The sequence below is a fragment of the Shimia sp. R9_2 genome (assembly GCF_017743735.1).
GTDB lineage: Bacteria > Pseudomonadota > Alphaproteobacteria > Rhodobacterales > Rhodobacteraceae > Shimia.
The window spans coordinates 639,987-664,234 of the sequence record NZ_JAGHRO010000001.1 but is presented as its reverse complement, the minus strand read 5'-3'; the positions used below and the strand labels follow the sequence as shown (position 1 = coordinate 664,234).

Annotated in this window: 21 protein-coding genes and 1 tRNA gene; 8 read left to right on the top strand and 14 right to left on the bottom strand. The window is 57.7% G+C overall.

Features of this window, described 5'->3' with window-relative positions; translation table 11 throughout:
* Positions 1 to 60: 60 nt before the first annotated feature.
* Positions 61 to 513 (bottom strand): Lrp/AsnC family transcriptional regulator, encoded by a 453-nt coding sequence (locus tag J7400_RS03045; RefSeq protein ID WP_209058999.1) that lies wholly within the window; start codon positions 511 to 513, stop codon positions 61 to 63.
* 72 nt (positions 514 to 585) lie between these two features.
* Between J7400_RS03045 and J7400_RS03040 the strand changes: the two genes are divergently transcribed.
* Positions 586 to 1,182 carry a LysE family translocator gene (locus J7400_RS03040; RefSeq protein ID WP_209058995.1) on the top strand — a complete coding sequence of 199 codons (597 nt, stop codon included), beginning with the start codon at positions 586 to 588 and terminating at the stop codon, positions 1,180 to 1,182.
* Between the two features lie 10 nt (positions 1,183 to 1,192).
* Here the strand turns inward: J7400_RS03040 and J7400_RS03035 are convergent, their stop codons facing one another.
* Positions 1,193 to 2,032 carry an AraC family transcriptional regulator gene (locus tag J7400_RS03035; RefSeq protein ID WP_209058992.1) on the bottom strand — a complete coding sequence of 280 codons (840 nt, stop codon included), beginning with the start codon at positions 2,030 to 2,032 and terminating at the stop codon, positions 1,193 to 1,195.
* A gap of 209 nt (positions 2,033 to 2,241) precedes the next feature.
* On the opposite strand from J7400_RS03035, the gene J7400_RS03030 reads away from it, so the two are divergent.
* Both J7400_RS03030 and J7400_RS03025 read left to right on the top strand, forming a co-directional pair.
* Positions 2,242 to 3,204, top strand: a complete 963-nt coding sequence (locus tag J7400_RS03030) for an acetyl-CoA carboxylase carboxyltransferase subunit alpha (RefSeq protein WP_209058989.1) — start codon at positions 2,242 to 2,244, stop codon at positions 3,202 to 3,204.
* A 134-nt stretch (positions 3,205 to 3,338) separates the two neighbouring features.
* Positions 3,339 to 4,664, top strand: a complete 1,326-nt coding sequence (locus tag J7400_RS03025) for an MFS transporter (RefSeq protein WP_209058985.1) — start codon at positions 3,339 to 3,341, stop codon at positions 4,662 to 4,664.
* On the opposite strand, the gene J7400_RS03020 is transcribed toward J7400_RS03025, so the two are convergent.
* Positions 4,665 to 5,318, bottom strand: a complete 654-nt coding sequence (locus tag J7400_RS03020) for a GntR family transcriptional regulator (RefSeq protein WP_209058983.1) — start codon at positions 5,316 to 5,318, stop codon at positions 4,665 to 4,667.
* Positions 5,319 to 5,379: 61 nt separating this feature from the next.
* The gene (locus J7400_RS03015; RefSeq protein ID WP_209058963.1) at positions 5,380 to 6,075 is read right to left on the bottom strand and encodes a SprT family zinc-dependent metalloprotease; all 696 of its coding nucleotides are present in this window, start codon (positions 6,073 to 6,075) and stop codon (positions 5,380 to 5,382) included.
* A gap of 108 nt (positions 6,076 to 6,183) precedes the next feature.
* Between J7400_RS03015 and J7400_RS03010 the strand changes: the two genes are divergently transcribed.
* The 4 genes from J7400_RS03010 to J7400_RS02995 all read left to right on the top strand — a co-directional run bounded on the left by J7400_RS03010 (position 6,184) and on the right by J7400_RS02995 (position 10,202).
* On the top strand, positions 6,184 to 6,510 hold the full coding sequence (locus J7400_RS03010; RefSeq protein ID WP_209058958.1) for a TIGR02300 family protein: 327 nt from the start codon (positions 6,184 to 6,186) through the stop codon (positions 6,508 to 6,510).
* A gap of 108 nt (positions 6,511 to 6,618) precedes the next feature.
* Positions 6,619 to 6,694, top strand: a tRNA-Ala gene (locus J7400_RS03005).
* Positions 6,695 to 7,164: 470 nt separating this feature from the next.
* Positions 7,165 to 9,204, top strand: coding sequence for an EAL domain-containing protein (locus tag J7400_RS03000; RefSeq protein ID WP_280637973.1), 2,040 nt, complete (start codon positions 7,165 to 7,167; stop codon positions 9,202 to 9,204).
* Between the two features lie 35 nt (positions 9,205 to 9,239).
* On the top strand, positions 9,240 to 10,202 hold the full coding sequence (locus J7400_RS02995) for a hypothetical protein (protein ID WP_209058952.1): 963 nt from the start codon (positions 9,240 to 9,242) through the stop codon (positions 10,200 to 10,202).
* Positions 10,203 to 10,293: 91 nt separating this feature from the next.
* On the opposite strand, the gene J7400_RS02990 is transcribed toward J7400_RS02995, so the two are convergent.
* The 7 genes from J7400_RS02990 to J7400_RS02960 form a co-directional block, all read right to left on the bottom strand.
* Positions 10,294 to 11,595 carry a pitrilysin family protein gene (locus tag J7400_RS02990; RefSeq protein ID WP_209058950.1) on the bottom strand — a complete coding sequence of 434 codons (1,302 nt, stop codon included), beginning with the start codon at positions 11,593 to 11,595 and terminating at the stop codon, positions 10,294 to 10,296.
* Positions 11,592 to 12,935 (bottom strand): pitrilysin family protein, encoded by a 1,344-nt coding sequence (locus tag J7400_RS02985; RefSeq protein WP_209058948.1) that lies wholly within the window; start codon positions 12,933 to 12,935, stop codon positions 11,592 to 11,594. Before J7400_RS02985 ends, J7400_RS02990 begins: the two co-directional genes overlap by 4 nt.
* 169 nt (positions 12,936 to 13,104) lie before the next feature.
* A complete protein-coding gene (locus J7400_RS02980) occupies positions 13,105 to 13,626 on the bottom strand; it encodes a DUF3035 domain-containing protein (RefSeq protein ID WP_209058946.1) in 522 nt (173 codons plus the stop codon).
* A 54-nt stretch (positions 13,627 to 13,680) separates the two neighbouring features.
* Positions 13,681 to 14,154 carry a signal peptidase II gene (gene lspA / locus J7400_RS02975; protein WP_209058935.1) on the bottom strand — a complete coding sequence of 158 codons (474 nt, stop codon included), beginning with the start codon at positions 14,152 to 14,154 and terminating at the stop codon, positions 13,681 to 13,683.
* 184 nt (positions 14,155 to 14,338) lie between these two features.
* The gene (gene purH / locus J7400_RS02970; protein WP_209058932.1) at positions 14,339 to 15,928 is read right to left on the bottom strand and encodes a bifunctional phosphoribosylaminoimidazolecarboxamide formyltransferase/IMP cyclohydrolase; all 1,590 of its coding nucleotides are present in this window, start codon (positions 15,926 to 15,928) and stop codon (positions 14,339 to 14,341) included.
* A gap of 19 nt (positions 15,929 to 15,947) precedes the next feature.
* Complete coding sequence (locus J7400_RS02965; protein WP_209058929.1) at positions 15,948 to 17,690, bottom strand: heparinase II/III family protein; 1,743 nt, start codon at positions 17,688 to 17,690, stop codon at positions 15,948 to 15,950.
* A 135-nt stretch (positions 17,691 to 17,825) separates the two neighbouring features.
* A complete protein-coding gene (locus tag J7400_RS02960; protein WP_209058916.1) occupies positions 17,826 to 19,097 on the bottom strand; it encodes an RsmB/NOP family class I SAM-dependent RNA methyltransferase in 1,272 nt (423 codons plus the stop codon).
* Between the two features lie 111 nt (positions 19,098 to 19,208).
* Here J7400_RS02960 and J7400_RS02955 point away from each other — a divergent pair, with 111 nt between their 5' ends.
* On the top strand, positions 19,209 to 19,394 hold the full coding sequence (locus J7400_RS02955; RefSeq protein WP_209058912.1) for a DUF1674 domain-containing protein: 186 nt from the start codon (positions 19,209 to 19,211) through the stop codon (positions 19,392 to 19,394).
* A gap of 7 nt (positions 19,395 to 19,401) precedes the next feature.
* Here the strand turns inward: J7400_RS02955 and J7400_RS02950 are convergent, their stop codons facing one another.
* The 3 genes from J7400_RS02950 to J7400_RS02940 form a co-directional block, all read right to left on the bottom strand.
* On the bottom strand, positions 19,402 to 20,664 hold the full coding sequence (locus J7400_RS02950) for a hypothetical protein (RefSeq protein ID WP_209058909.1): 1,263 nt from the start codon (positions 20,662 to 20,664) through the stop codon (positions 19,402 to 19,404).
* A 420-nt stretch (positions 20,665 to 21,084) separates the two neighbouring features.
* Complete coding sequence (locus J7400_RS02945; protein WP_209058907.1) at positions 21,085 to 23,199, bottom strand: ABC transporter permease subunit; 2,115 nt, start codon at positions 23,197 to 23,199, stop codon at positions 21,085 to 21,087.
* The gene (locus J7400_RS02940) at positions 23,196 to 24,248 is read right to left on the bottom strand and encodes a glycine betaine/L-proline ABC transporter ATP-binding protein (RefSeq protein WP_209058895.1); all 1,053 of its coding nucleotides are present in this window, start codon (positions 24,246 to 24,248) and stop codon (positions 23,196 to 23,198) included. Before J7400_RS02940 ends, J7400_RS02945 begins: the two co-directional genes overlap by 4 nt.

Below are 24,248 nucleotides of genomic sequence, written 5' to 3'. Positions count from 1 at the left end.
GCAGACATGATTGCACCATTAGGCCTCGCCTGACGGCGGGGTCTTTTTTTGTTTCTGCACTTAGGCGCGTTCGTCTTTGGGCGAGCCCATCACCACATAGCTGGTGATCGCATTCACCTGCGGCACAGTGCCAAGGACGTCGGTGTGAAACGCTTTATAAGCGGTCAAATCCGCTGCCTCCACGCGCAGCAGATATTCCACCTGACCGGTGATATTGTGACACTCCCGCACCTCCGGAGCCATGGCCATCGCCCGCTCAAAGGCTTCTTGGGCGTCTTTGGTGTGTTTGTTGAGGCCAACAGTCACGTAAGCCACAAAACCCGAGCCGAGGGCCGCGCGGTTGAGAACAGCGCGATAGCCGGAGATGATTCCGGCCTTTTCCAAAACCGCTACCCGGCGCAGGCAGGCGGAAGGCGACAAGCCGACCTTTTCCGCCAAGGCAAGGTTGCTCATCCGTCCATCACGCGACAGCTCACGCAATATATGTTCGTCAATATGATCCAGTTTCGCCATTAATTGTGAAAAGAGACATTGATCACACAAAAACGCAACCAAACAGCGTTTGCTTTGCACCAGATTGGTGCCATGACTTACGATATCCTCACCGCCCTCATGATCTTTGCCTTTGTGTCCTCCATCACGCCGGGGCCGAACAACCTGATGCTGATGGCCTCTGGGGCCAACTTCGGCTTTGCGCGCACGATCCCACATATGCTGGGTGTCGGCATCGGATTTGTGGTGATGGTCGCGCTGGTGGGACTTGGTCTTATGCAGGTTTTTGACCGGTTTCCGATCGCACATACAGCACTTTCCGTGGCTTCGGTCGCCTATCTTTTGTGGCTCGCTTTCAAGATTGCGCGCGCCGGTGCTCCGCAGGAGGGCGGCACAAGTGGCACACCCATGACCTTCATGCAGGCGGCGATCTTTCAGTGGGTAAACCCAAAAGCCTGGACCATGGCGCTGACGGCGATCACGCTTTATGCGCCAGATCGCACAGTGCTCACGATCCTGCTTGTGGCGGGCGCTTTTGGCGCGGTGAACCTGCCTTGTGTGTCGAGCTGGACCGTGCTTGGTCAGCAGATGCGCCGCCTATTGACCTCTCCTGCCCGCCTCACAGCGTTCAACTGGACAATGGCGGCGCTGCTAGTTGCCTCGCTTTATCCGGTGGTGTTCTCCGGCTGAGGCCCGCGCATTATTTTGCAGCCAACGGCATGCAGATTTCCGTCAGAAGATCCTCAGGTGCTGTGTCGCGCGGGTTGTTGAGATAGATCTCGTAACAAGGCTGATCTGCGGGCTCTTCGCCAGAGGCGGGCAGCCAATTGCCATAGAGAGAATGATAGGCCGCCGAGATGCCGGAATAAGGCCCCTTGTAGGTCAGCACGGCGGTTCTACCACCCGGGAGCGCAAAGCCCTCCATCCCTTCCGGCGTGCCCTCACCGACGAATTCGGCACCTGCGAGACTGCGCAGTTCCGCTTCCGGCACAACTTCGGGACTGTCCTGATAGACCGCGATCACCGCGCGCACATTGGGCCAGAGGGCACGACTTTCACACATGGCTCCGAAGGCTTCGAAACTTTTGCCAATCTCATGATAGGCGCCTTTGTGGGGCACTCCGACCAGACGGCGGCTGGGTTCATTGCGAATATCTACGTCATGCATAGGGTAACATCCTGTTTTTAAATCCGGATTGAGCAATGCCACCTGCCCTGCGGCGCGATACGCCGACGGGCTGATGCCATAAGCGTCAGAGAACGCACGTGAGAAACTGCCTTGTTTGCCATACCCCGTGCGCGCCGCAATCTCCGACAGAGACATCTCTCCCTGCGCCAGCCAAACCGCTGCGCGATGCAGACGAATGCGCCGCACCGCTTGTGCACAGGTTTCACCGGTCAGCGCATGAAAGACGCGATGCCAGTGAAAGCGCGACATCGCCGCCACATCTGCCAGCGCGTCCAAAGACAGGTCTCCATCCGTATTGTCATGGATGTAGGCCAAAACCCGCAGGATGCGGTCTTCGTAGCTGGCGGACATAGTGCGAGTCTCCCAATGGTTTGGAGTATGAAAACAAAGCAGGATTCAGAGCGATCCCGACCCCGTCCTGATGACATGAAGCCAGATCACAAATCTTGCTAACTTGCGCTGCACCCTGCCTCAATATTGGCCACATGGCGCATACCGTTGCAATTACGCTCCGTCAGCGTCATATAGCGGAAACGTAAGGAATGCGCCGGGAGTGCCCAATGACCAACTATCTCGACTTCGAAAAACCACTTGCAGAGATCGAGGGCAAAGCCGAAGAGCTGCGCGCGCTGGCGCGTCAGAACGAAGAGATGGACGTGGCTGACGAAGCCGCAGCACTGGATCGCAAAGCGGCCGATCTGCTGGAAGAACTGTACAAAGACCTGACACCATGGCGGAAATGCCAAGTGGCACGCCACCCGGAGCGCCCGCATTGCCGCGACTATATCGACACGCTGTTCACCGATTACACCCCGCTTGCGGGCGACCGGAACTTTGCAGACGATCTCGCCGTTATGGGTGGCCTTGCCCGTTTTAACGGAAAGCCCGTGATGGTGATCGGCCAAGAAAAGGGCAACGACACCAAATCCCGCATCGCGCATAATTTCGGTATGGCGCGCCCAGAGGGCTACCGCAAAGCTGTGCGCCTGATGGAAATGGCGGCAAAATTCGGCCTGCCGGTTGTGACGCTGGTGGACACTGCAGGTGCGTATCCTGGCAAAGGCGCGGAAGAGCGAGGCCAGTCTGAGGCCATCGCACGCTCCACCGAAATGTGCCTGCAAATTGGTGTGCCTTTGGTCTCCGTGATCATTGGCGAAGGTGGCTCCGGCGGTGCTGTGGCATTTGCCACGGCAAACCGCGTCGCCATGCTGGAGCATTCGGTATATTCGGTGATCAGCCCTGAAGGCTGCGCGTCTATCCTCTGGAAAGACAGCACCAAGATGCGTGAAGCGGCAGAAGCTCTGCGCGTGACCGCGCAAGACTTGCACCAGCTTGGCGTGGCAGACCGGATTATCGCGGAGCCGAAAGGCGGCGCTCATCGTGACCGTGCCGCAACCATGGAAAACGTCCGCAAAGCCATCGAAGACATGCTTGGCGAACTGGCGGAAATGCCTGCGGATGAATTGGTCTCCAACCGCCGTAAGAAGTTCCTGAACATCGGGGCCAAAGGGCTGGCAGCCTAACCTGCGCTGTCCTCCTTTCAAAAAAACAGATTGAAAAGACGGCTTGCGCCTGAGACCGCAAGCCGCAGCCTCCGAGCTGTTTGTCGCGACGAACATGGCTTTGCTGAGGCGCGCCAACGCGGTACTCTGGCGTCATGTTGAACTTGCTCAAACACCCCACGTTTTCACGCCTGTTTGCCGCGCAACTCGTCGCGCTGGCTGGTAGCGGACTTCTCACAATCGCGCTTGGCCTGCTCGCCTATGATCTGGCAGGGGCCAATGCCGGGGCCGTTTTGGGCATCGCTTACACCATCAAAATGGTGGCCTATGTTGGCCTGTCACCTGTGATGGGCGCACTTGTGGCCAAGCTTCCGCGACGGGCAGTCCTGGTTGGGGCGGACGCCATCCGCATTGCTGTGGCGCTGAGCCTGCCGTTTGTGGACAGCGTAGCGCAGGTTTATGGGCTAATTTTCCTGCTGCAGGTGGCTTCGGGTATTTTCACTCCGACATTTCAGGCCACGATCCCTGAGATCCTTCCTGATGAAGACGAATATACACAAGCGCTATCGCTCTCTCGCCTCGCGTCTGATCTGGAAAATATCTTATCCCCCGCCTTCGCCGGTCTCTTGCTGCTCTTTATGAGCTTCCATGGTTTGTTTGCGGGCACAGCCGCAGGGTTCTTCCTCTCTGCATTGCTGATTCTCAGCACCAAACTGCCGCCCCACAAAGCCAGCGCCGACCGCCCGTTTGTGTCGCGCCTGACGCGTGGCAGCTGGATCTATCTGGCGACGCCCCGCCTGCGCGGACTTCTCGCATTCAACATGGCCGCAGCCGCCACAACAGCCTATGTTCTGGTGAACACTGTCGTCGTGGTGCGCAACACGTATGGCATGGCTGAAAATGGGCTGGCGATTGCCATGGGCGCCTTCGGCGCGGGCAGTATGATCACAGCCCTGATGCTGCCTCGTTTGCTTCATCACATCTCTGATCGCGCGTTGATGAGCGCAGCAGCCGCAGTGCTCGCAGCCATCCAACTGTGCCATGCGGCCTGGGTCTGGGCCAATGGCCCGCTGTCATGGATCGGGTTTCTGGCCATCTGGCTCTGCGCGGGCCTGCTTTATTCCGCCGTGATGACACCTTCCGGACGGCTCCTGAAACGCTCAGCGCACTCAGAAGACCGGACTGCGGTTTTCACCGCGCATTTTGCCCTCAGCCATGCCTGCTGGCTGATCGCCTACCCTTTGGCAGGCTGGACAGCCACAGCTGGCTCTCAGGCGCTTTCATTGGGAGCGCTCAGCCTGATCGGCCTTGCGAGCGTTTGGATCGGTCTGCGCCTCTGGCGGCCATCTCCTGCCGACATGCCGCATGAACATCCGGATTTGCCGCCGGATCACCCCCACCTCAAAGAGCATGGTCCACGCAAACATGCGCATGCGATTGTCATTGACGACTATCACCACGCTTGGCCGTCGCGGGGCTGATTACCGCGCGAGCAGCCGCAATCCCTGCGTCACATCTGAGCGCACAGCGAGCCGAAGCCCCGGCTCGTCTCCGGCCTTGAGCGCCGCAATAATGAGGCGGTGATAGTGGGGAGGTTCCGTACGCCGCAGACGCCCATACAGCGCGCGCATGGTGGGTCCAAGCTGCAACCAGACGGTCTCTGCCATTGCCAGCATGGCCGGTGCCTGAGCGCGCAAATAAAGCGTGCGATGAAAATCCAGATTGGCGCGGATGTAGCCGACCGCGTCCCCCTTACTGACAGCCTCAGCCACAGTGCTGTTGATCGTCACCAGCCGGTCGATCAGCGCCATATGAGCCCGTGGCAGCGCGCGGCTGGCCAGCTCCACCTCGATCAGCGCACGCAATGCGGCCAACTCTTCCAGACGCTCACTCGAAAGTTCGGGGGTGGCCACGCGGCCTGAGCTGGAAAGCGTCAAAGCGCCTTCCGCCACCAGGCGCCGCACAGCTTCACGCGCTGGCGTCATGGAGACCTCATAGTCTTTTCCAATGCCGCGCAGGGTCAGCGCTTCGGCCGGCGCCATCTCGCCATACATGATCTTGGTGCGCAAGGCGCGGTAAACACGGTCATGCGCCGAAGTGGATTGGTCTTGGGAGGGGCGAGGTTGTGGGATCATTCTGCCGTTGTGATCACAAAGCATCGCGACGTCAATGACTTCGCTGCAAGTGACGCTGAGCTCAGGACCCGCCAAATCGGTAACGATGCAAGACCTGCCCATCAGTGCGCAGCCATCGGCGCGGCGCCTCGTATGGGCCATAGAGTTGCGTCACCACATTCCAAAACGCTGGGGAATGATTCATTTCTTTCAGATGAGCCACTTCATGGGCGGCGACATAGTCCAGCACATCTGGGGCTGCCATCACCAATCGCCAGGAAAACATCAGCGCCCCCGCCGAAGTGCAGGACCCCCAGCGCGAGCGCGTGTCCCGCAGCGTCATCCGGCTGTAGGGCAGTCTCAAATGCGCCGCATAGTGATCGACGGCCTCCGACAATCGGTGCCGAGCAAGCTCTTTCAAAAAGCCCTGCACTTTGCGCCCAACCAGATCAGCGCGTCCCGGCACGGCAATTTCATCCTGCCCCAACACAACCGACCGGCCCTGCCCGGCGACAACCAGCCGATCCCGGCCAGCCACTGGCAACACGGCACCCGGCGCGACCAAAACCTGCTCCGGCTGTTGAGATAGCTGTCTGCGCAGCCAGTCTTGCTTTTCTTCAGCAAAACCGAGTGCCTCACGAGTGCTCACCCCGCGTGGCACAGTGAGTGTCACTTTGCCATCAAGCCGCGATACACGCAGGCTGATGCGCCGCGCACGGGAAGACTGACGCAAAGCCACCGTCACAGGTGGTGTTCCGGGGATGATATGTTGCGTCATTTACGCTCCTTGGCCGCGTTTGCAGTGATACCCTTTGACACGCGGCCCTTGATATGGCACGTGGCGCAAACCGTCGAGAGCGACTCAACCGATTGAAGGGGATTACCCATGCCCAAAGAAGAATGGGGCGTCAAACGCGTGTGCCCGACCACCGGCAAGCGTTTTTATGACCTGAACAAAGATCCTGTTGTCAGCCCATACACTGGCGACATCGTAGAAGTAGATGCGGGCAAGAGCCGCATGATTGCAGCAGACGCCGAGGATGCCGCAACACTGAAAGCCAAAGCCGCCAATCTGGATGATGCAGATGACGTGCTGGATGATGACGACGCCGTTGATCTAGACCTCGAAGATGATGTTCTGGATGACGACGAGGACGACAACGTTTCGCTCGATGAGATCGCGGACGTTGCCTCTGAAGACGACGACAGCTGATCGTCAGCCGAACGGCAAAAAAACTTCTCCGGGGCGGAATTTTTCGCTTGAACCTGCCCCGGGATACGCCTAATTAGGCGCGCACAGGCTGATAGGCCTGACAGATTTGGGGCCTTAGCTCAGCTGGGAGAGCGCTACAATGGCATTGTAGAGGTCAGGAGTTCGATCCTCCTAGGCTCCACCAAATCTCCTTCAAGAAAAACCGCTTTCTCCTGATCTATATTAGGTATCGGCGATGATGTTAGAGCAGGCACGTCTCGCGAAAATTCGGAACTGCGGGCGTAGTTGCGCTTTTGGCTGTCACGCCAAGAACAAAGAGAAATAGGCAGAAAGACTACACAGTTCTTCGTTGATCTCCCTCTGGTTTTCCCGCACATTTTCCGGCAACGGACCAAGCCAAAACCCACCTATTTTGCTCTGCTGGAGCGAAGGGATTGAGATAGTTAGGCGGAAGGCACACCTTCCTTCAGCCGTTGAACCAGAAGGGTCAGCACATTGCAGAAGCGATTGGGGAAACTGCCTTTCTCGCCTCCCGTAGGTTCGGTCGTCCTCCTCTCGTTTGCCATTGTTATCATCGCGTTTGCATTGGTTTTTTTCAGGATTTGGTCGTCAGAGCAAACCGCTGCTGAACGCGAAAACCGTTTTGTATCTTTGATGTATGAGCGCGAGAAAGCCAGCATGCTCTCAGCGCTAAAACCCTATGCCGCTTCAGATGCCGCTTACCGCAACATCTCTGTCAATTTTTCCGCACCTTGGGTCGAATCGCGCTTTGTCGACGATATGATTGCTGAGACAACTTATAAGGCAGCGTTTTTGATCGCGCCGGATAATAGCGTGGCCTTTCTACACGCGGAAAGTGATCCGCCCCTCGCGCAAATCACGGCAGACACATTGCCCAGCATCTGGGACGCCGCAGCGCAAATTCGTCAGACCTACCTTGAGGAGGCTTCCAACCGCATACCTGAGGACAGCAATTTCTCAGGCATGCTTGACGCGCTGTCTGACATTCATGCTCTGCGCTGGGGGGACCAAATAGCCCTTGCTGCGAGCTATGCCATTATCCCCGATCCCGGTATGGTCCCGCTCATCGACGCGCCGCCCTACATACTCACCACCTTACAGATTTTGGATGACACCAAGCTGGCGCAAATTTCGCCACATCTGTTCTTAGCTGAAATTGACGACACCAACACTCTAGGCCGTGGCCGAAACGCCTTCCTGATCACAGGGCCCGACGAGGCTCCCCTTGGTTACTTCGCATGGCAACCTATGGGGCAAGGCACACGGATTATCGTGGCTGCCACGCCGCTGCTCTTACTGCTGATCGGCACCATAACCTGGTTCACCTGGCGCGTGGTGCGCAGCAACGCTGCAGCTCACAAAAAACTCGAAGAAATCGCGCTGCAGTCCCGCTATGATGCGAACCACGACAATCTGACCGGATTTTCACTCCGCGACCATTTCTTTGCGCGTGCCAGAGAGGCCCTGACGTCAGATGGCGCAGAGCTCACAGCGCTTATTTATCTGGATTTGGACAACCTGAAAAAAGTGAACGATGCTTGGGGGCATGCAGCTGGTGACGCGCTGGTGGGGGCGGTTGCCCAGCGTATTACCGAACGTCTTGGCTCAGATCTGATTGCCGGCCGCGTGGGCGGCGATGAGTTCCTGCTTTTGGTGCGTGGATTTAACCAACGTACAGACGTCGAAACACAGATCAGGGAAGTGCTCATGGCGCTCATGCAACCCCTGCGCTTTGAGGGGCAGCTGATTGAGACCTCCGCCAGCGCGGGGCTGGCCTACTTTCCAGATCATGGAACCAGCATTGACGAACTTGTGCGCGCCGCAGATGTAGCGCTGAACCGCTCCAAAGAGGTCAGCCATTTCGGCCTCGCCGTCTTTGACCCCACGATGGATGCGAGCCTGAAAGAAAACCGTGATCTGCGTGAAGATTTGCAGAAGGCCGTGCGCAACGGTGAACTTGAGCTATTTTATCAACCGATCATCTGCTCTGAACACGCCAAGCCAACCCATGCAGAGGCGCTGTTGCGCTGGAATCATCCAACCCGAGGACGGATCTCACCGGATCGATTTCTGCCGCTCGCCGAAGCCAGTGGCCTTATGCCGGAAATCAGCCGCTGGGTCACGCAGACGGCCATCAGAGACGCAGCAGAGTGGCCCATGGACTTTGGCGTGACAATCAACGTCAACACCTCTCAATTGCTTCACAAAGGGTTTCCAGACGAGATCCGCACTCTGCTTAAGACGAACCAATTGCAGCCGGAGCAGCTGACAATCGAGATTACGGAAACTGAAATTCTTGACCGGATTGAAGAGACAAAATCCGTCCAGGAAGACCTCACCGAACTGGGTGTGCGCTTTGCTCTGGATGATTTTGGCACGGGCTACTCCAGCCTGAGCTATCTGCATCTCTATGATTTTCAGACGCTCAAGATCGACAAGAGCTTCCTCTCAGGCCCTGACCTGACGGAGGATGCAAAGGGCCTTTTGTCGACCATGATCAACCTAGGTCAGGTATTGGGCATGACAGTTGTGGTTGAAGGGGTCGAAACCGAAGAACAGCGCGATTTTCTCACGGAGTCTGGCTGCTCGGAATTACAGGGATTTCTTTTTGCCAAGCCAATGCCGTTGTCGGAGCTGACTGCGATTTACGGACATGAAAGCAAACCGGAGTAATCCGTGCTGCCAGCTTGATAGATTACCTCACTCAAATGCCCAAGATTGTCCTGCACCTGAAATCAAATGACGCCAATCCGGAGCTGAATGGATGGCATCTACGGCTCTACCGAGAGATTGTAGACCTAGGGCATGCTGAGGGCATTTCGGTTGAGATTCGCGCACGCGACATACGCGTCTGCACACGCAGCATCACAGATGACCGTTTCAACGATGGCGACCTTCACATCATTGATGATCGCTCTGTCAGAGCTGCCGGCGTTCTTAATGCCGGCGTCGCCTACCTTTGGGAGTTTTGGCATCTTGATCCTCAGGGAACAAAAGCCTTCTCCTCGATTGGAGAAGATGCCTACAGTCCCTCGATGATTGCCGATCACCGTGTTCAGACTTTTTCCCGCAATATAAAACGGCGTTATTTGGAGAAGCGGAAATCCAAATATGACCAGCCGGAAGTCCACCAAGCCTTCGAAAGAAATGCGGTCGCCATTTTCTTTCAGGGCCAATATCCCATCAATGCCAGAGCCACCCAGCACTCGGACATGGATGTGCTGCAGGCAACTCTTAAGGCGGCGGGCGATCGACCCATTGTGGTCAAGCCGCACCCAATCTCCAGTGACGAGGCCACAATTGCCGAAGTGAACGCTCTCGCGAAGAACGATCCGCGCATAGTGCCGACACAGGCAAACGTCCACGACATCCTAAACGCAAGCGCCTGCACGGTTTCGATAAATTCCACAGTTGCGCTTGAGGGGTATCTTCATGGCGTGCCTGCAATTTTGTGCGGCAAATCCGACTTTCACCACGTCGCGCACACCGTTACAGATCTGAGCCAGTTTTCGAGCGCGCTGGAAAATGCGCTGTCGTCAGATGCTGATTTGGAGCGCTATCTGGCTTGGTATTTCCTGAAGAAATGCATCCCGATAAACAGCGGAAAACTTCACAAAAAGATCTGGGAGAAGTTTGAAATCGCAGGTTTCCCAAGGGAGCGGTTTGGCTAATCCGCAAATCTTTAGGAAACCGCCCTTTTCCCACAAAAAAGGGCTGCCGCATAGGATCGCGCACAGCCCTTCTGATTGGGAGCATTGCCCGTTACAGCCCTTCAGGCTGACCAACGACAACGAATTGCAGGCCATCACGGTCCAGCAGTTCGCCAGCGACTCTTGAGACGTCCTCAGCAGTAACGGCATTCACCTTGTCATTGCGGGTCGCGATATAGTCGATGGGCATGCCATCCATCTGCATCGAGACCATGATCTGGGCGATTGCGCCATTGCCGTCAAAGCGCAGCGGATAGGCCCCGGTCAGAAGCGCCTTTGCCTTTTCCACTTCGTCTTCTGTCGCGCCTTCTTCGGCCATACGTGCCCATTCGTCTTTCACCACGCCCACAGCCTGGGCCACACGGTCGTTGGCCGAAGACACACTCCCCATGTAGACGTTGGCGAGATCGCGCAGCACAAGGTAGCTATAGACCCCATATGTCAGACCACGCTTTTCACGCACCTCGGTCATGAGGCGGCTCTCAAACCCACCTCCGCCGAGAATGGTGTTGAGCACGTAAGCGGCGAAGAAATCCGGGTCTTCCCGATCGATACCATCCTGCGCCCAAAGGGCCACGGATTGCGGCGTGTCATAGTCCACGATGTCCACACCGCCATTGATCGCAACGTTGGCATCTTCAGGCATCGGGGCACCCGTTTCAGGCAGATCTCCGAGCAGGCGATCCAGCATCGGACCAAGTTCGTCTTCGGTGATGTCGCCGACCACACCGACAAACAAGCGGTCCTGCGCCAGCGCGCCCTGATGTGCGGCCACAATGTCATCTCGGCTCAAGGCCGCGACGCTCTCAAGCGTCCCTTCACCGGGTGAGCCGTAAGGATGGTCGCCGTAGATCAATGCGGCCAGCCGCGCCCCTGCGATGCTTTCAGGGTCTTTCAGATCAGAGCGGATGCCTGAGAGCACCTGCTCGCGCACACGATCCAATGCGGTCTGTGGGAAACTTGGTTCGACCAGAGAGCGGCGCAGGAGGTCGATGGCCTCGTCGCGGTTCTCGGTCAACATACGTGCGGAAATCGACACGGCATCGGCGTGGCTGTCATAGCCAAACTGCGCAGCCAGCGCCTCGCTCGCCTTGGCAAAACCCTGCGCATCCAGATCGCCCGTGCCCTCTTCAAGCAGCCCCACCATCAGGTTGGTCGCGCCACGTTTGCCCGGCTGATCCAAGGATGTGCCCCCTTTGAACCGCAGCTCAAGTGCCACAAATGGGATCGAGGGTTCTTCGACAAGCCAGGCTTTGATCCCGCCCGGAGAAGTGACTTCCTTGATGTTGATTTCGGCCCATGCTGCAGGCACGGTCACAACAAAGGCGACAAAGGCCAGGACAAAACGGATCATTGGCTCACCTCCTGCTCTTGGGTCATCAACCACCCCGTGACCGATCTACGATCATCAAAGATTTCCTCGGCCGCGGCCATGATCTCTTCGCTGGTGATCGCGTTCAAAATCTCGGGCCATTCCTGAATATCCGCGATGGTCAACCCGGAGGTCAGTCCGCGCCCATATCGGTTGGCCACGCTCTCAACGTTGTCGCGCTCATAAATCTGGCTGGCGCGCAGCTGCATCTTGATACGTTCCAGATGCGCTTCATCCACGCCTTCTTGCATGAACTCCGCCACCGCGTCGTCCATGGCCTCTTCAGCCTCCTGCATTTCCACACCCGGGGCAGGCACCATGATCAGGTTGAAGGTGGTCGCATCCAGAGACGTCCCGCGATACCAGCTTCCGGCATAGACCGATTGCTTGGTCTCAAACTGTAGTTTCTGGCTCAGGACAGAGGTCTGCCCGCCACCAAGCAATTCAGCCAACAGCGTCAGCGCCGCAGCTTGGCGCTGATCACCACTGTTGCGCTCCGGGGCCAGATAGCTTCGGGTGACATAGGGTTGCGCCACGCGGGGATCGTAAAACTCCATACGGCGGGCACTGGACTGCGGCGGCTCGCTCGGACGTGCGCGCGGCGGCAGCTCAGGATTGGCGGGGATCACACCATAGTATTGATCCGCCAGCGCTTTGACCTCATCGGGCTCTACATCCCCCGCAACAATCAAGATCGCGTTGTTGGGCGCATAGTAAGCCTCGTAGAACTCCAGCGCATCCTCCAGATCAAGCGCCTCCATCTCGTGGCGCCAGCCAATCACAGGGACACCGTAGCGGTGGTTGAGATACTGCGCCGCGCTCAATTGTTCGCGAAACAGAGCGCCGGGATTGTTCTCGACCCGCTGGTTGCGCTCCTCAATGATCACATCGCGTTCGGTCAGGATGTCCTCTTCGTCGAGTTGAAGATTGACCATGCGGTCGCTCTCCATACGCATCATCAACTCCAGTCGGTCTGAGGCCACACGCTGGTGGTAGGCTGTCACGTCATAGCTTGTGAACGCGTTGTCCCGCCCGCCGTTTGCGGCGACGGTTGCGGAAAACTCACCCGGTTCAAGCGTTTCTGTGCCTTTGAAAAGCAAATGCTCCAGGAAATGCGCAACGCCTGACACGCCGGGGCGCTCATCCGCTGACCCTGCTTTGTACCAGACCATGTGCATCACAACCGGGGCTCGGTGATCCTCCACCACGACAACCTGCATGCCGTTATCAAGCGTGTAGGTGCTCACCAAATCATCGGCGGCCTGCAGCGGGGCTGTCATCCCCGCAGTCATCGCCAATGCCAAGACAATGCGTCGCAACATCAAAATGTCTCCCAACCAATCGCCACTCATAAACCTTACGCAAACAGCGCAAGGTGCGGCTCATCTTTTGTAAAAAGAGTTACGCCCCAAACGGGGCGCTTCAAGGCATCATACGCGATTGTGAGGCAGCTTGGGTCAACGCCCGCAATTCTCATCAATCGCAAAACCCTTAGTTTCCTGGGGCTGCCGGAGTGCGCACACCTGCACGCTTCCACCGCCACCATTCTTCGCGGAAGTCCAGCGTCTGGGGCCGGTAAACCTGTTCATACAGACCTTTTTTGGAGACGCGGATGCTTGTGAACCGGCCACGGCGGTCGCGGAATTCTTCGTCTTCCTGCGCCACAACCTGTCGGATATTGGCATCGCGCCCCTGACGCGACGCGTAATTCACCAGCGCAGTATCTGCACTTGGGATGGCGGTGTTAAGGGAACTGCGTGCTGCAGCAGAGCCACCCAGCGCGGCAACTGCGTCGCCAAGCGGATCCTGATCGGTCCGGTTCACGCCCGTTGGATTGGGAGGCGGCAAGGCCGAAAGATCAGAGGGTACCACCAGCTCTTTGCTCGGCAAAATGCCGAATTCATCAGGGCCATTGCCGCTTGATACATTGGAATGCAACGTGCCGCCGCCGGTACAACCGGCAACCAAAAGCGCTGCGAAAACACCCAAAATCTTCAGCCGTGCCACGCTCATTATTCACTTCTCCAAGAGCTATTTGCACAGCTTTACCTGATCACGGTACGGAGGTCACGCCTCTCTTTTTTTACCGCTGGTAAAAAGGATGAGACCAATCGCCCCCGCGAAGATCCAGATGTCTGCGACATTAAATGCATAGGGATTGTCGATGCCGCAGCAGGACATGTTCAGAAAGTCCACAACTGCGCCAAACAGCAGGCGATCCACAACATTGCCCAGCGCGCCGCCAATCAGAAGCCCCGCGCTGATCATGCCCCATTTGCCCGGAGGATCTTTGCGCATCCAATAGAGCACATAGCCGCAAATCAGCATCGCAAGCGCAACCAGCACCCACTTGGCCGCTTCGGGGCTGCCAGAGAACAGGCCAAAATTAATGCCGTCATTCCACGCCATATGGAACCGCAACAGAGGAGGCAGAACGTCGATCTGCAAAACCTCACGCAGGTTCAATGCGTTGAGAACAAGAAACTTGCTCGCCTGATCGGTAATGAAGGCCCAAAAGCCTGCCCAAAATACAAGACGCATCACCTGCGCCCCCTTTCTGCCTATCTGCCCCGGCGTTCTGCGTTGTTCGCAGAATCTCTAATTTTGCCATTGGGCGGCAGTGTATGTCAGGTTTGCCCAATGTAACAAGGGTGCTGACGTAATTTCAGCCGCTGAAGGTGACGCGCCCTGCGTTCGAATGCGACCCGATCGCAGGGCGTGTTGATCAGTGACGGAAGTGGCGGATACCGGTGAAGACCATCGCAAGGCCCGCCTCATCGGCCGCCTTGATGACTTCCTCATCCCGCATGGACCCGCCCGGCTGGATCACGCAGGTACCGCCTGCCGCTGCCGCTTCCAACAGCCCGTCAGCAAAAGGGAAGAAAGCATCAGAGGCCACTGCGGAGCCCTTCGCAGGGCTTTCCTCAAGGCCAAGCTCATCCGCCATACGCTGCGCTTTGGCCGCGGCCACATTCGCGCTGTCCAGGCGGCTCATCTGCCCCGCGCCGACACCAACAGTCGCACCGTCTTTCACATAGACAATCGCATTGGACTTAACGTGTTTTGCGACTTTCCAAGCGAACTGAAGGTCCGCCATCTGTTCCGCGCTAGGCGCAACCTTTGTCACCACCTTCAGCTCGTCCGCAGAAACGGACCCCACATCCTTGTCTTGCACCAGAACACCACCGGCCACCTGTTTGTAGGCCGTGATCGGCGCGCGTGGATCAGGCAGACCTTCTGTCAGCAGCAAGCGTAGGTTTTTCTTCGCGGCAAAGATCTCTTTGGCTTCATCAGAAGCGCCCGGCGCAATCACCACTTCGGTGAAGATTTCCACGATTTTGCTGGCTGTCTTAGCATCCAGCGGCTGGTTCAGCGCCACAATGCCGCCAAAGGCTGAGGTGCGGTCACAATCAAAGGCTTTCTGATAGGCCTCAACCAGCGTCGTGCCCACGGCCACGCCGCAAGGGTTGGCGTGTTTGATGATCGCCACAGCAGGCCCCTCTGCCGGATCAAACTCCGCCACCAGCTCAAAGGCCGCGTCGGTGTCGTTGATGTTGTTGTAAGACAGCTCTTTGCCCTGCAGCTGCACAGCCGTCGCCACGCCGGGGCGACCGGAACCATCAGTATAAAATGCCGCTGTCTGGTGGCTGTTTTCACCATAGCGTAGGGTTTGTTTGATCTCACCTGCGAAAGCACGACGGCGTGGCGCCTGCTGCTCCAGAGCGGTCGCCATCCAGTTGGATACGGCCGCGTCATAGGCACCGGTGCGCGCATAAGCGGTTTGAGCAAGCTTTTGACGGAACCCATAGGAGGTCTGACCATCATTGGCCTCCAGTTCGGCCAGCAGCGCGTCATAGTCTTCAACATCCACAACCACATTCACAAAGCCGTGGTTCTTGGCCGCCGCACGGATCATTGCCGGGCCGCCAATGTCGATGTTCTCAATGCAGGTGTCATAGTCAGCACCTGCAGCAACAGTGGCCTCAAACGGATAGAGGTTGACCACCAGCAGGTCGATGGCACCGATGCCGTGCTCAGCCATTGCGGCGACGTGATCATCGCTATCGCGCAGTGCCAGAAGGCCGCCATGCACCTTTGGATGCAGCGTTTTCACGCGGCCACCCATCATCTCAGGAAAGCCTGTCACCTCAGAAACGTCTTTAACCGCAAGCCCCGCATCGCGCATCGCTTTGGCAGAGCCACCAGTGGAGAGGAGTTCGACACCCCGTTCAGACAGCGCGGTGGCCAGTTCGATCAGCCCGGTCTTGTCAGACACGGAAATCAGGGCGCGGCGGATGGGGTGCAGGTCGCTCATAGAGGTATGATCCTTGGGCTCAGGTGTTCAAATCCAACTCGTCCCGGTTCAAGTCCCTGATTGCCACATTGGTCTCATGGGCTTTGCTCAACGACCACCGGATGCGGGTCGCATACTCCATTGCCACGCCGGATAGAACGATTTGTTTGGTCGCACGTGGTTTTAATCGCCCTTTTTCGAGGAAAACGCTGGCATCCACCCTCAATTTCGCCACGTCATCGTGCCGAAACACCCACAGCTCGCCACTTTTTAAGGCAATCGAAACCGCCGCCCCGCCCATATCCAGACTGGCGTCAGCCTCCGGATGCAGATGAAAGGCGATTTCATAAGGCACCCCCTGCAGAGCGCTCTCGTCCATCACCCTGTCAAACCGACGCTTGGCCGCGTCATCCATGGTGATCAACAGATCTTCCCCAACCATACCGCGCCCATCAAAGGTCAGCTCAAGGGTGCGGGCATGGGTCAGACCGTGGGTGCGCACGTAGCCGTCATGCCCGCCCTCAAAGCGCAGACCGTCGCTGGCATTGCTCATCTGAATGGGCACATCTGTCGGCGCATCCACCAGTTGCTCTTCGCGCCAGCCTTTGCCCTCCTGCCCGAGCCGCGCGCTGGAGAGCTCGTCAATGGTGACCGTCGAATGCGAGGGCGTCGCCCGACCAAAACGGCGCCAATCCTCGCCGAAGCTGGCACCAGAGCCGCAATTCACGATCACGGGGCGTCGGCCACTTGTCAGCTCAAAAGCCAGCGTCGAGGCATGAGCGTTGAGCGCACTTATGCCCGAAGGCGGTGGGCTGGCATCAATCACCACGCTGGTGCGGCCCGCACTCAGCCGCGCATAGCCCATGGCAAGCCCGTCCGCCTGTCGGGTCTTATTGCCGCTTTCCGCAAGCGCGTGGTCCAACCGGCCTTCCATACCGCGACCGCCGCCATGAAACCGCGCCAAACTGCCGTCCGCATGGCGCAACGTGCGCAGCGTCGGCGCAATCCGCTCAATCGCGCGCAGATGAATGTCAGATGGTGTTCGATCCGCATCCCGCAGCGCCGTTGCGGCCCAGGTCAAAAGCGTAAAGACCTCAAGCAGTTCCTCAGGATTGCGCGTTGGGATCCCGCCCTGCACATCCACCTGTTGCGCACATTCTTTGTCGAGCGCCTTACAGGCCGGTTCAACATGCTGCTCCATGCCCTCAAGCGCCAAGCCCGCGTATATAAGCCCGGTCAAAGCCTCAAAGCGCGGCAAACCGGGAGCGGTTTTGTGCCAGCGCTTGCTGAGGAAAATTGTTTGCTGACCCAGCGACTGAAAAAACGCATCTGACTGATCAGAGCCTTGCGCGCGCAACAGAAAAATCGCGTGGCTGATCCAGCGGATCAGTCGACGCCCCGTGAGGTCAGGGGTCCAGCCCGGCCCGGTGCCGCGGCCATAGAGATCAATCCAATGCCAGACCCATTCCTGCGCACGGTCTCTGGCAGCCATGTCCCCAACCGCAGCCAGATCATCGAGCCAGGCAAACCCCTGCAACTCCTGCGCAAAAACATCATCCGGCGCATCAATGTCCCAGATCTCGGTTTTGGGCTCGCTGACCAGATGACCCGCAAAAAGGAAATTGCCTGCAACCAGCTGCTTTCCGCGCGCAAACAGCCCGATCGTGCGAGGTTCAGGTGTGGTGGTGAACCCCGTAGCCGGATGCGCCCGCGCACTCCTGCGCGCAGACACGCGGTGCATCAGCCGCGTCCACCGTGCTGTAAAATTGTCTGTATCGGACATCTGCTCTGCCTCTACGCTCTGATGGCGTTTGGCGTGAGTGTAGCGAGCGGATCGCCGCAAGTCACCGTTTGAATCAGCCGATGCACATCCGCGTGACCTTCCCGCGGAACAGCCTCAATTCAAATGGGCCTTTCCTCAGACGCCTTTGCGCAGCATCGCCACGTAGAAGCCATCCATACCGCCTTTGTCGGCCCAATAGTCCGGGCGCAGCCGCAGCCCGCCTTCTTCTGTCCCCCATGCCGGATCAACGCCGTTAATCAGCACTGCGTCGCGGTCCACGGTGACATCGGCCCAGCGCTCTGCGGCTTCTTCAATCTGCACTTCGCCTTCGTCGGGCAGCAATGAGCAGGTGCAGAATACCAAACGACCACCCGGTTTCAGCAGCCCCAAGGCGTGATCCAGAAAAACCTCCTGCATCCCGATCAGATCGCCAAACTCGCTGCCGTCTTTGGCAAACGGCAAATCCGGATGCCTGCGAATCGTTCCCGTGGCCGAGCAGGGCGCATCCAGAAGGATCGCATCATACTGCCCCTCTTGCGTCATGACATCGCCAACGACCACCTCAGCGTCCAATTGCACGCGCTTGAGGTTCTCCCGCAGCCGCTCCATCCGCGCCGGGTTGTCGTCCACCGCGGTGACTTTCGCACCAGCCGCCGCGATCTGCATGGTCTTGCCGCCGGGCGCGGCACAAAGATCCAGCACGCGCTCGCCCGGCTGTGCATTCAGCACCCGCGCAGGCAGCGCCGCAGCCGCGTCCTGCACCCACCAGTGCCCCTGTTTAAAGCCCTCCAGCGCCGTCACCTGCCCCGCATCACGCAAACGCACGGAGCCTGTTGGCAGCAGCTCGCCACCAACGGCCTTGGCCACAGCCTCTGCATCCTCTTTGGGGGTCAAATCCAGTGGCGCACCGGCATAGTGCGCGGCTTCGATTTCAAGCATGATTTCGTTGTCATAGGCCTGCGCCAGCGGCTTGCGCAGCCATTTTGGCAAACGCGGGATGCGCAGCTTGACCCATTCATCGCGCCCTTTGTCGTCCACCTTACGCAACACCGCATTCACAAGGCCCTTCATGCCTGAGGTGCGCTTGGATTTGCTGACGATTTCAACCGCATCGTTGACCACACCATGTGCTGCACCGCCTTGGCAGATTTCCATGGCCGCCATCCGCAAGACGTTCTGCACCGTCATCGTCGGGGTCTTTTTCAGATGTTTCTGCAGCACCCGATCTGCACGTTCCAGATTGCGAAGCGTGTCTGTTGCCAACCGCTGTGCACGGGCGCGTTCTGCGGGCTCCAGCTTCTGCAAGGCACCTCCCGCAATCACATCAGATAGCAGCCGACCTTCGCCCAGCACCTGATCCAAGAGATAAACCGCACTGCGGCGGGTCGGATAGCTGGATTTGGACATGCGAAAGACCTTCTAAAATGGAGTGGCGGCGACTGCTGAGGATCAGACAGGGGGCTTGTCGTTGTCAGACGGGCGCGTATATCAAGGGAAAGCCTCAAAAGGAACCCTTCGATGAGCGACACGCCTGAAACCCGCGATGACCTGCCCGAAGCCGCCAAGCGCGCGCTTGCCGAAGCCGAAGAGCGCCGCAAGAAGGTTAAGGATCTGGAGCTTCCAACCGAATTGGGTGGCCGCGACGGGCCGGAGCCTGTGCGCTACGGCGATTGGGAGAAAAAGGGAATCGCGATTGATTTCTGAAGCCAGACTAGGCGTCTAGCTCCCAGCCCGCGTCGCAGAACAGTTTCAGAAACGTCAGACCGTGAATTTCGCTGATTTCCGGTGCAAACACCTGATGAACCAGCTCGGGGCGGAAGGTTGGCCACTTTTCTCTGATTGAGGCAACCACCCTTGCGGCGGTCTCTGATCTGCCAACTGCCTGATAGGCCGCAGCCACATAGGCGGAGCCAACGGGTGTGGGATTGCCGCCGCGCTTCATAGACTGCTCAAAAGCCGCAACGGCACCCTCGTAGTCTTCCAGATAGAACTTGGCAAAACCGTGGATTCCAACATCACCACTTTGGGGGTCATTTTCTTTGGGAGCCGTAACTTCTGCCGCCGTCTTAAAATCACCGGAAAATAGCAAAATCAGCGCGCGAAAAATGAGTATTTCTTTGCTTTCATTTTCCAGCGCATGCGCGCGTGCGCTCAACGCACGCGCATTATCCCAATCTCGTAAGCCAGCGGCCAACCACCCTCCGGCAGAAAGCGTCCAAGGGTCGTCAGCGGCCAGGACCTGCGCCCTCTCCACCATAGCGGAAGCTTCGTCGAAGTACGCTAAAGAAGCACTGGAGCCTCGCGTCAAGATCGCCATGTTGCTCAGGCTATGCGCTGCCGTGGCATAGGAACCCGCGTGGTCTGGAAAACGTGTTATCACCGCCTTGGAATGTGCAACCACGCGCTTCTGGCGCTCCATGTCCATGAAAGAAAACATGTGATTGCGGGCAAGAATGTCCAGCTCTTCTGGCGTCGAAATGGAAATGTCCTCGGTGCCCGGCAGAAATTCCATATCAGAATTTTGCCCCTTCGACCCAGCGTACCAAGGTGATGAGAAGTTGAGCGCGTTCTGTTGGGCGGCAAAAAGATCCGGCATCAATTTACCAACCAATATTGCAACAACCAACATCGCAACTGCGACGAACAGCGCCCAATTTCGCCGGAACATCGCGCGTGTCTTAGACTTGACCTCGCTCTGCTCCTGTTCAGCAAAGGCAAACTCCAGCTGCAGTCCTTCAGACGCCACGGAAATATGCAGAGCGTCCTCACGTCCCTCCGCTGAAAAGTACCGCTGCAACAGTTCTGCCAATCTGAGCTTGTCAGAACGTGCGACTTTCTCTCGTTCATGAGGCTCATAGGACTCATAGAGGGCAGATTGCACAGTTTGCAATGAGGTCTGCGCTGCGCGCCCTGCCAAGGCTTCGTCAGTTAGAAACTCAAGCAGTCTGCGCGCACGTCCTGATTTCTCAAACACCTCACTCGCAGAGACACGCGACACGGCGACACGGATGATTTCGGGCGCAAGTTCAACCGACGTTTCGCGATCTGCGTCCAAATCGTTCATTGCGTTCTACTCACTCTCACCTGTTTCGCTATTCGGGCTGATTGGGGAGCAGCCCTGACTTCGCTTCACATATCTAAATCGAAAAAGGTTGCATAAATCTTCTTTCACCACTCAACAGTGGCGAGAGCGAACCTTTACAGTTCTCAGGTTAGCCAAGGCATTATTTGAGCTATATGACATAAATCAAATGTCATACGGCCAAGCGCTCAAGGCGCGGAAATACCGACATCGCACACCCGCTTTACTGATGCGATAACGACGCGAAACAGATGCGATACCGACGCCTAACAAGGCAAGAGAAAGCGAGAATTTCCCGCTTTCTCCAATCGCTTACAGCCCCAGAGCCTGACGCCGTTCTTCAGCAAACCCCTGCACCAACCGATCCGCCACCAACGCCAAAATCGCCATGGCTGCGCCTGCGGTAACACCGAGGCCGACATCGGCCTGCCCAAGTGCCAGATAGATCGACTGACCAAGGCCTGTCGTGCCAATCAGCGCCGCAATCACAAGCATGGCAAACGCATAGAGGATGGTCTGGTTGAGCCCGAGCAGAATGGTCGGCGCCGCATAAGGCGCGCGGACCTCAAACATGGTTTGCCAACGCCCGGCACCACTTGCGGTTGCTGCCTCGATCATCTCGTCCGGCGTGGTGATCAAACCATGCCGCGTGTAGCGGATCATGGGAACCACCGCATACATGCAAATGGCAAGAAACGCTGAGAATTCTCCAATCTGGAAGAACATCAGAACCGGGATGAGGAAGACAAACAGCGGGATGGTTTGCAACGTGTCACAGATCGGCCGGACAACCATCCAGGCGCGGTCGCTCATTGCGGACCAGAACCCCAAGATGCCGCCCACCAACGCGCAGGCTGCAACGGCTGCACCGCTGAGGTAAAGCGACAGCAAGGCGCGCTCCCAAAGCCCCGAAATCAGGATCAGCCCCAGCAGAACGGTTACTTGTATGGCGAGCTCCCTACCGCTGGCCACCCATCCCAAAGCAGCAACGCCGAACAGCAAAATGGGCCAAGGCAGTTGTGCCACGCCTATCTCCAGCACCATTGCCCCAATCAGAACCAAGCCAGCACCAGCGAGATGACCGCGCAGAGCAATCAAAGCAGCGAGAGCGGCAAAGATCGCATAGAACACCAGCGTGTGCGTCGTGGTCCAGGCAAAGCCCCAGGTGAAGGGCAAAACTGCATCAGATAACCCGATCCGCAGAGGCAAGAGACCATAGAACATCGCGGAGTTCTTCACAGTGTCCAGCGTTGTTCCGTGGTTTGCGGTGAACTGCCCCACGCCTTGATCCACCCGCTCAGCAACACCATCAAGTGCTGCGATACCTGCCGGGTTCCAACCTGCCAGCGCAGCCCAAATCGCGATGACTGCGCCGACGGCGAAGATTGCCAGAGCAACCCGCTTGTCTTGCGCAGGGCGCGGTTCCGCCAACGCGGCGGACATGCGGTCAATCACAACTGCAAAGACCACGATCACAGAGCCTGCGAGAAACGCCGGGCCAAACAAGGCCTTGCGCATGGTAAGAAGAACTTCCCAGCCAATGTCTTCAAAGCCGCCAATGACGGCCGCGATGATCACCATGCTCAATGCAGCCATCAGGCATTGGTTGAAGCCGATCATGATCTGTTGGGACGCGGCGGGCAATTCGACCAAAAAGAGCTGCTGCCGACGGGTGCCGCCAGACATCACAGCTGCTTCGCGGATTTCAGGCTCTACGCGCTCCAGCCCCAGCAGCACATTGCGCGCCATTGGCGGTGCCGCAAAAATTGCCGAGGCGATGAGGCCCACCACCGGACCAAAGCCAAAGAGCACCAGCAGAGGTGTGAGATAGGCAAAGGTCGGCATGGTCTGCATGACATCCAGCACCACATTCACGCCACCTTTGAGTTTGGGGTATTCAAACGCGAGGATGCCAATCCCGGCTCCTAGTAGCGCTGCCAGAGGCACCGACACAGCGACCAGCGCCAACGTGTTCATACCTTCCAGCCAATATCCGCTGATCACCACAAAACCAAAGCCAAAGAAGGCCAGCGCAGCCATGCGCGCCCCACCTATGAGCCAGCCCAGCGCAGTGACCGCACCAAGCACCAAGGGCCACGGGGCACCAGACAACAGCCCGCCGACCCAGGTCATTGGGAACTCAAGCAGATAGGAGAACACACGCGCTACAGGTTTGAAGATATTGAGAAATCCACCAACCACGGCGCCAACCCAATCGGTCATTGGCACGGTTAGGGCGTCAGGCCAGCTTACTAACCACTCAAAGAATGGGCGCAGTTCGTTTATCCATTCTATCGACAAATCTAAGTCGCTCATCAACAAACGACAGACTACGGTCACAGCCAGAACCATAAGCGCTGCAATCGCACCTTTGCTCAGGTTCAAACCTCTCCGTCCGGAAACCGGCGCCTCTTCAGCGATACTCATGTCTCTTCTGCCTGCAAGGCTGCTGCAAGATCTGCTGGGTCAACCGCCCCAACCAGAGCGCCATTGGCATCATGAACCGGGACCGGCTCATAAAGCGCCATGCATTTGGCCAGCGCTGTTTCAATGGTCATGCCGACTTTCAGACCGGGATCATCCGGCATATTCGCAGGCACGTCTTTGGTCATGACGTTCTCGACGCAACCGTGCCGGCCTTTGGGCACATCTTTAGAGAACTCCGCGACATAGTCGTTGACCGGGTGCAGAACGATCTCTTCCGGCGTGCCAATCTGCACGACTTCGCCATCTTTCATGATGGCGATGCGATCCGCGAGCTTGAGCGCTTCCTGGATGTCGTGGGTGATGAAAACAATGGATTTTTTGAGCGTGGCCTGAATGTTCAGGAACTCATCTTGCAACTGCCGCCGGATCAACGGGTCAAGCGCAGAGAAGGGCTCATCCAAGAACCAGATATCAGGGTTCACCGCGAGGGAGCGGGCAATCCCGACGCGCTGGCGCTGACCACCGGAGAGGTTGCGCGGATAGGTGTCTTCGCGTCCTTTGAGGCCAACAAGCTCAAGCACTTCCAGCGCACGTTCCCGGCGCTCGGTCTTGCCCATGCCCTGCATCTTCAGCGGGAAGCCAACATTGTCTGCAACCGTCATATGCGGAAACAGACCAAAATGCTGAAACACCATGCCAAGCTTGTGCCGGCGCAGGTCGATCAGCCGTTTGTCATTGGCTTGAAGAATATCTTCGCCATCGATGCTTACGGATCCGGAGGTCGGTTCGATCAGACGCGAAATACAGCGGATCAAGGTCGATTTACCGGAGCCAGAAAGCCCCATAATCACAAAGAGTTCGCCGGATTTCACCTCGAAGTTCGCTGCGCGAACCGCCGGGATCAGCCCTTTGTCTTTGAGGGTTTGAGCGATGGCTTTGTCGTCTCCGGCCCCGCGTGCATCACGTAGGGCCGGTTTGGCGTTCTCGCCAAAGACCTGCCAGAGGTCTTTGACGGCGATCGCCGGAGCGGTGCTGTTATGGTCAGTCAT

Excerpts from the sequence above, each read along its gene's own strand:
- lspA (WP_209058935.1), bottom strand. The coding sequence starts at position 14,154 with ATGCGTCTTGTATTTTGGGCAGGCTTTTGGGCCTTCATTACCGATCAG.
- J7400_RS03040 (WP_209058995.1), top strand. The coding sequence starts at position 586 with ATGACTTACGATATCCTCACCGCCCTCATGATCTTTGCCTTTGTGTCC.
- J7400_RS03010 (WP_209058958.1), top strand. The coding sequence starts at position 6,184 with ATGCCCAAAGAAGAATGGGGCGTCAAACGCGTGTGCCCGACCACCGGC.
- J7400_RS03015 (WP_209058963.1), bottom strand. The coding sequence starts at position 6,075 with ATGACGCAACATATCATCCCCGGAACACCACCTGTGACGGTGGCTTTG.
- J7400_RS03030 (WP_209058989.1), top strand. The coding sequence starts at position 2,242 with ATGACCAACTATCTCGACTTCGAAAAACCACTTGCAGAGATCGAGGGC.
- J7400_RS02985 (WP_209058948.1), bottom strand. The coding sequence starts at position 12,935 with ATGTTGCGACGCATTGTCTTGGCATTGGCGATGACTGCGGGGATGACA.
- J7400_RS02940 (WP_209058895.1), bottom strand. The coding sequence starts at position 24,248 with ATGACTGACCATAACAGCACCGCTCCGGCGATCGCCGTCAAAGACCTC.
- J7400_RS03045 (WP_209058999.1), bottom strand. The coding sequence starts at position 513 with ATGGCGAAACTGGATCATATTGACGAACATATATTGCGTGAGCTGTCG.
- purH (WP_209058932.1), bottom strand. The coding sequence starts at position 15,928 with ATGAGCGACCTGCACCCCATCCGCCGCGCCCTGATTTCCGTGTCTGAC.
- J7400_RS03020 (WP_209058983.1), bottom strand. The coding sequence starts at position 5,318 with ATGATCCCACAACCTCGCCCCTCCCAAGACCAATCCACTTCGGCGCAT.
- J7400_RS02995 (WP_209058952.1), top strand. The coding sequence starts at position 9,240 with ATGCCCAAGATTGTCCTGCACCTGAAATCAAATGACGCCAATCCGGAG.
- J7400_RS02990 (WP_209058950.1), bottom strand. The coding sequence starts at position 11,595 with ATGATCCGTTTTGTCCTGGCCTTTGTCGCCTTTGTTGTGACCGTGCCT.
- J7400_RS03035 (WP_209058992.1), bottom strand. The coding sequence starts at position 2,032 with ATGTCCGCCAGCTACGAAGACCGCATCCTGCGGGTTTTGGCCTACATC.
- J7400_RS03025 (WP_209058985.1), top strand. The coding sequence starts at position 3,339 with ATGTTGAACTTGCTCAAACACCCCACGTTTTCACGCCTGTTTGCCGCG.
- J7400_RS02965 (WP_209058929.1), bottom strand. The coding sequence starts at position 17,690 with ATGTCCGATACAGACAATTTTACAGCACGGTGGACGCGGCTGATGCAC.
- J7400_RS02960 (WP_209058916.1), bottom strand. The coding sequence starts at position 19,097 with ATGTCCAAATCCAGCTATCCGACCCGCCGCAGTGCGGTTTATCTCTTG.
- J7400_RS02945 (WP_209058907.1), bottom strand. The coding sequence starts at position 23,199 with ATGAGTATCGCTGAAGAGGCGCCGGTTTCCGGACGGAGAGGTTTGAAC.
- J7400_RS03000 (WP_280637973.1), top strand. The coding sequence starts at position 7,165 with ATGTATGAGCGCGAGAAAGCCAGCATGCTCTCAGCGCTAAAACCCTAT.
- J7400_RS02980 (WP_209058946.1), bottom strand. The coding sequence starts at position 13,626 with ATGAGCGTGGCACGGCTGAAGATTTTGGGTGTTTTCGCAGCGCTTTTG.
- J7400_RS02955 (WP_209058912.1), top strand. The coding sequence starts at position 19,209 with ATGAGCGACACGCCTGAAACCCGCGATGACCTGCCCGAAGCCGCCAAG.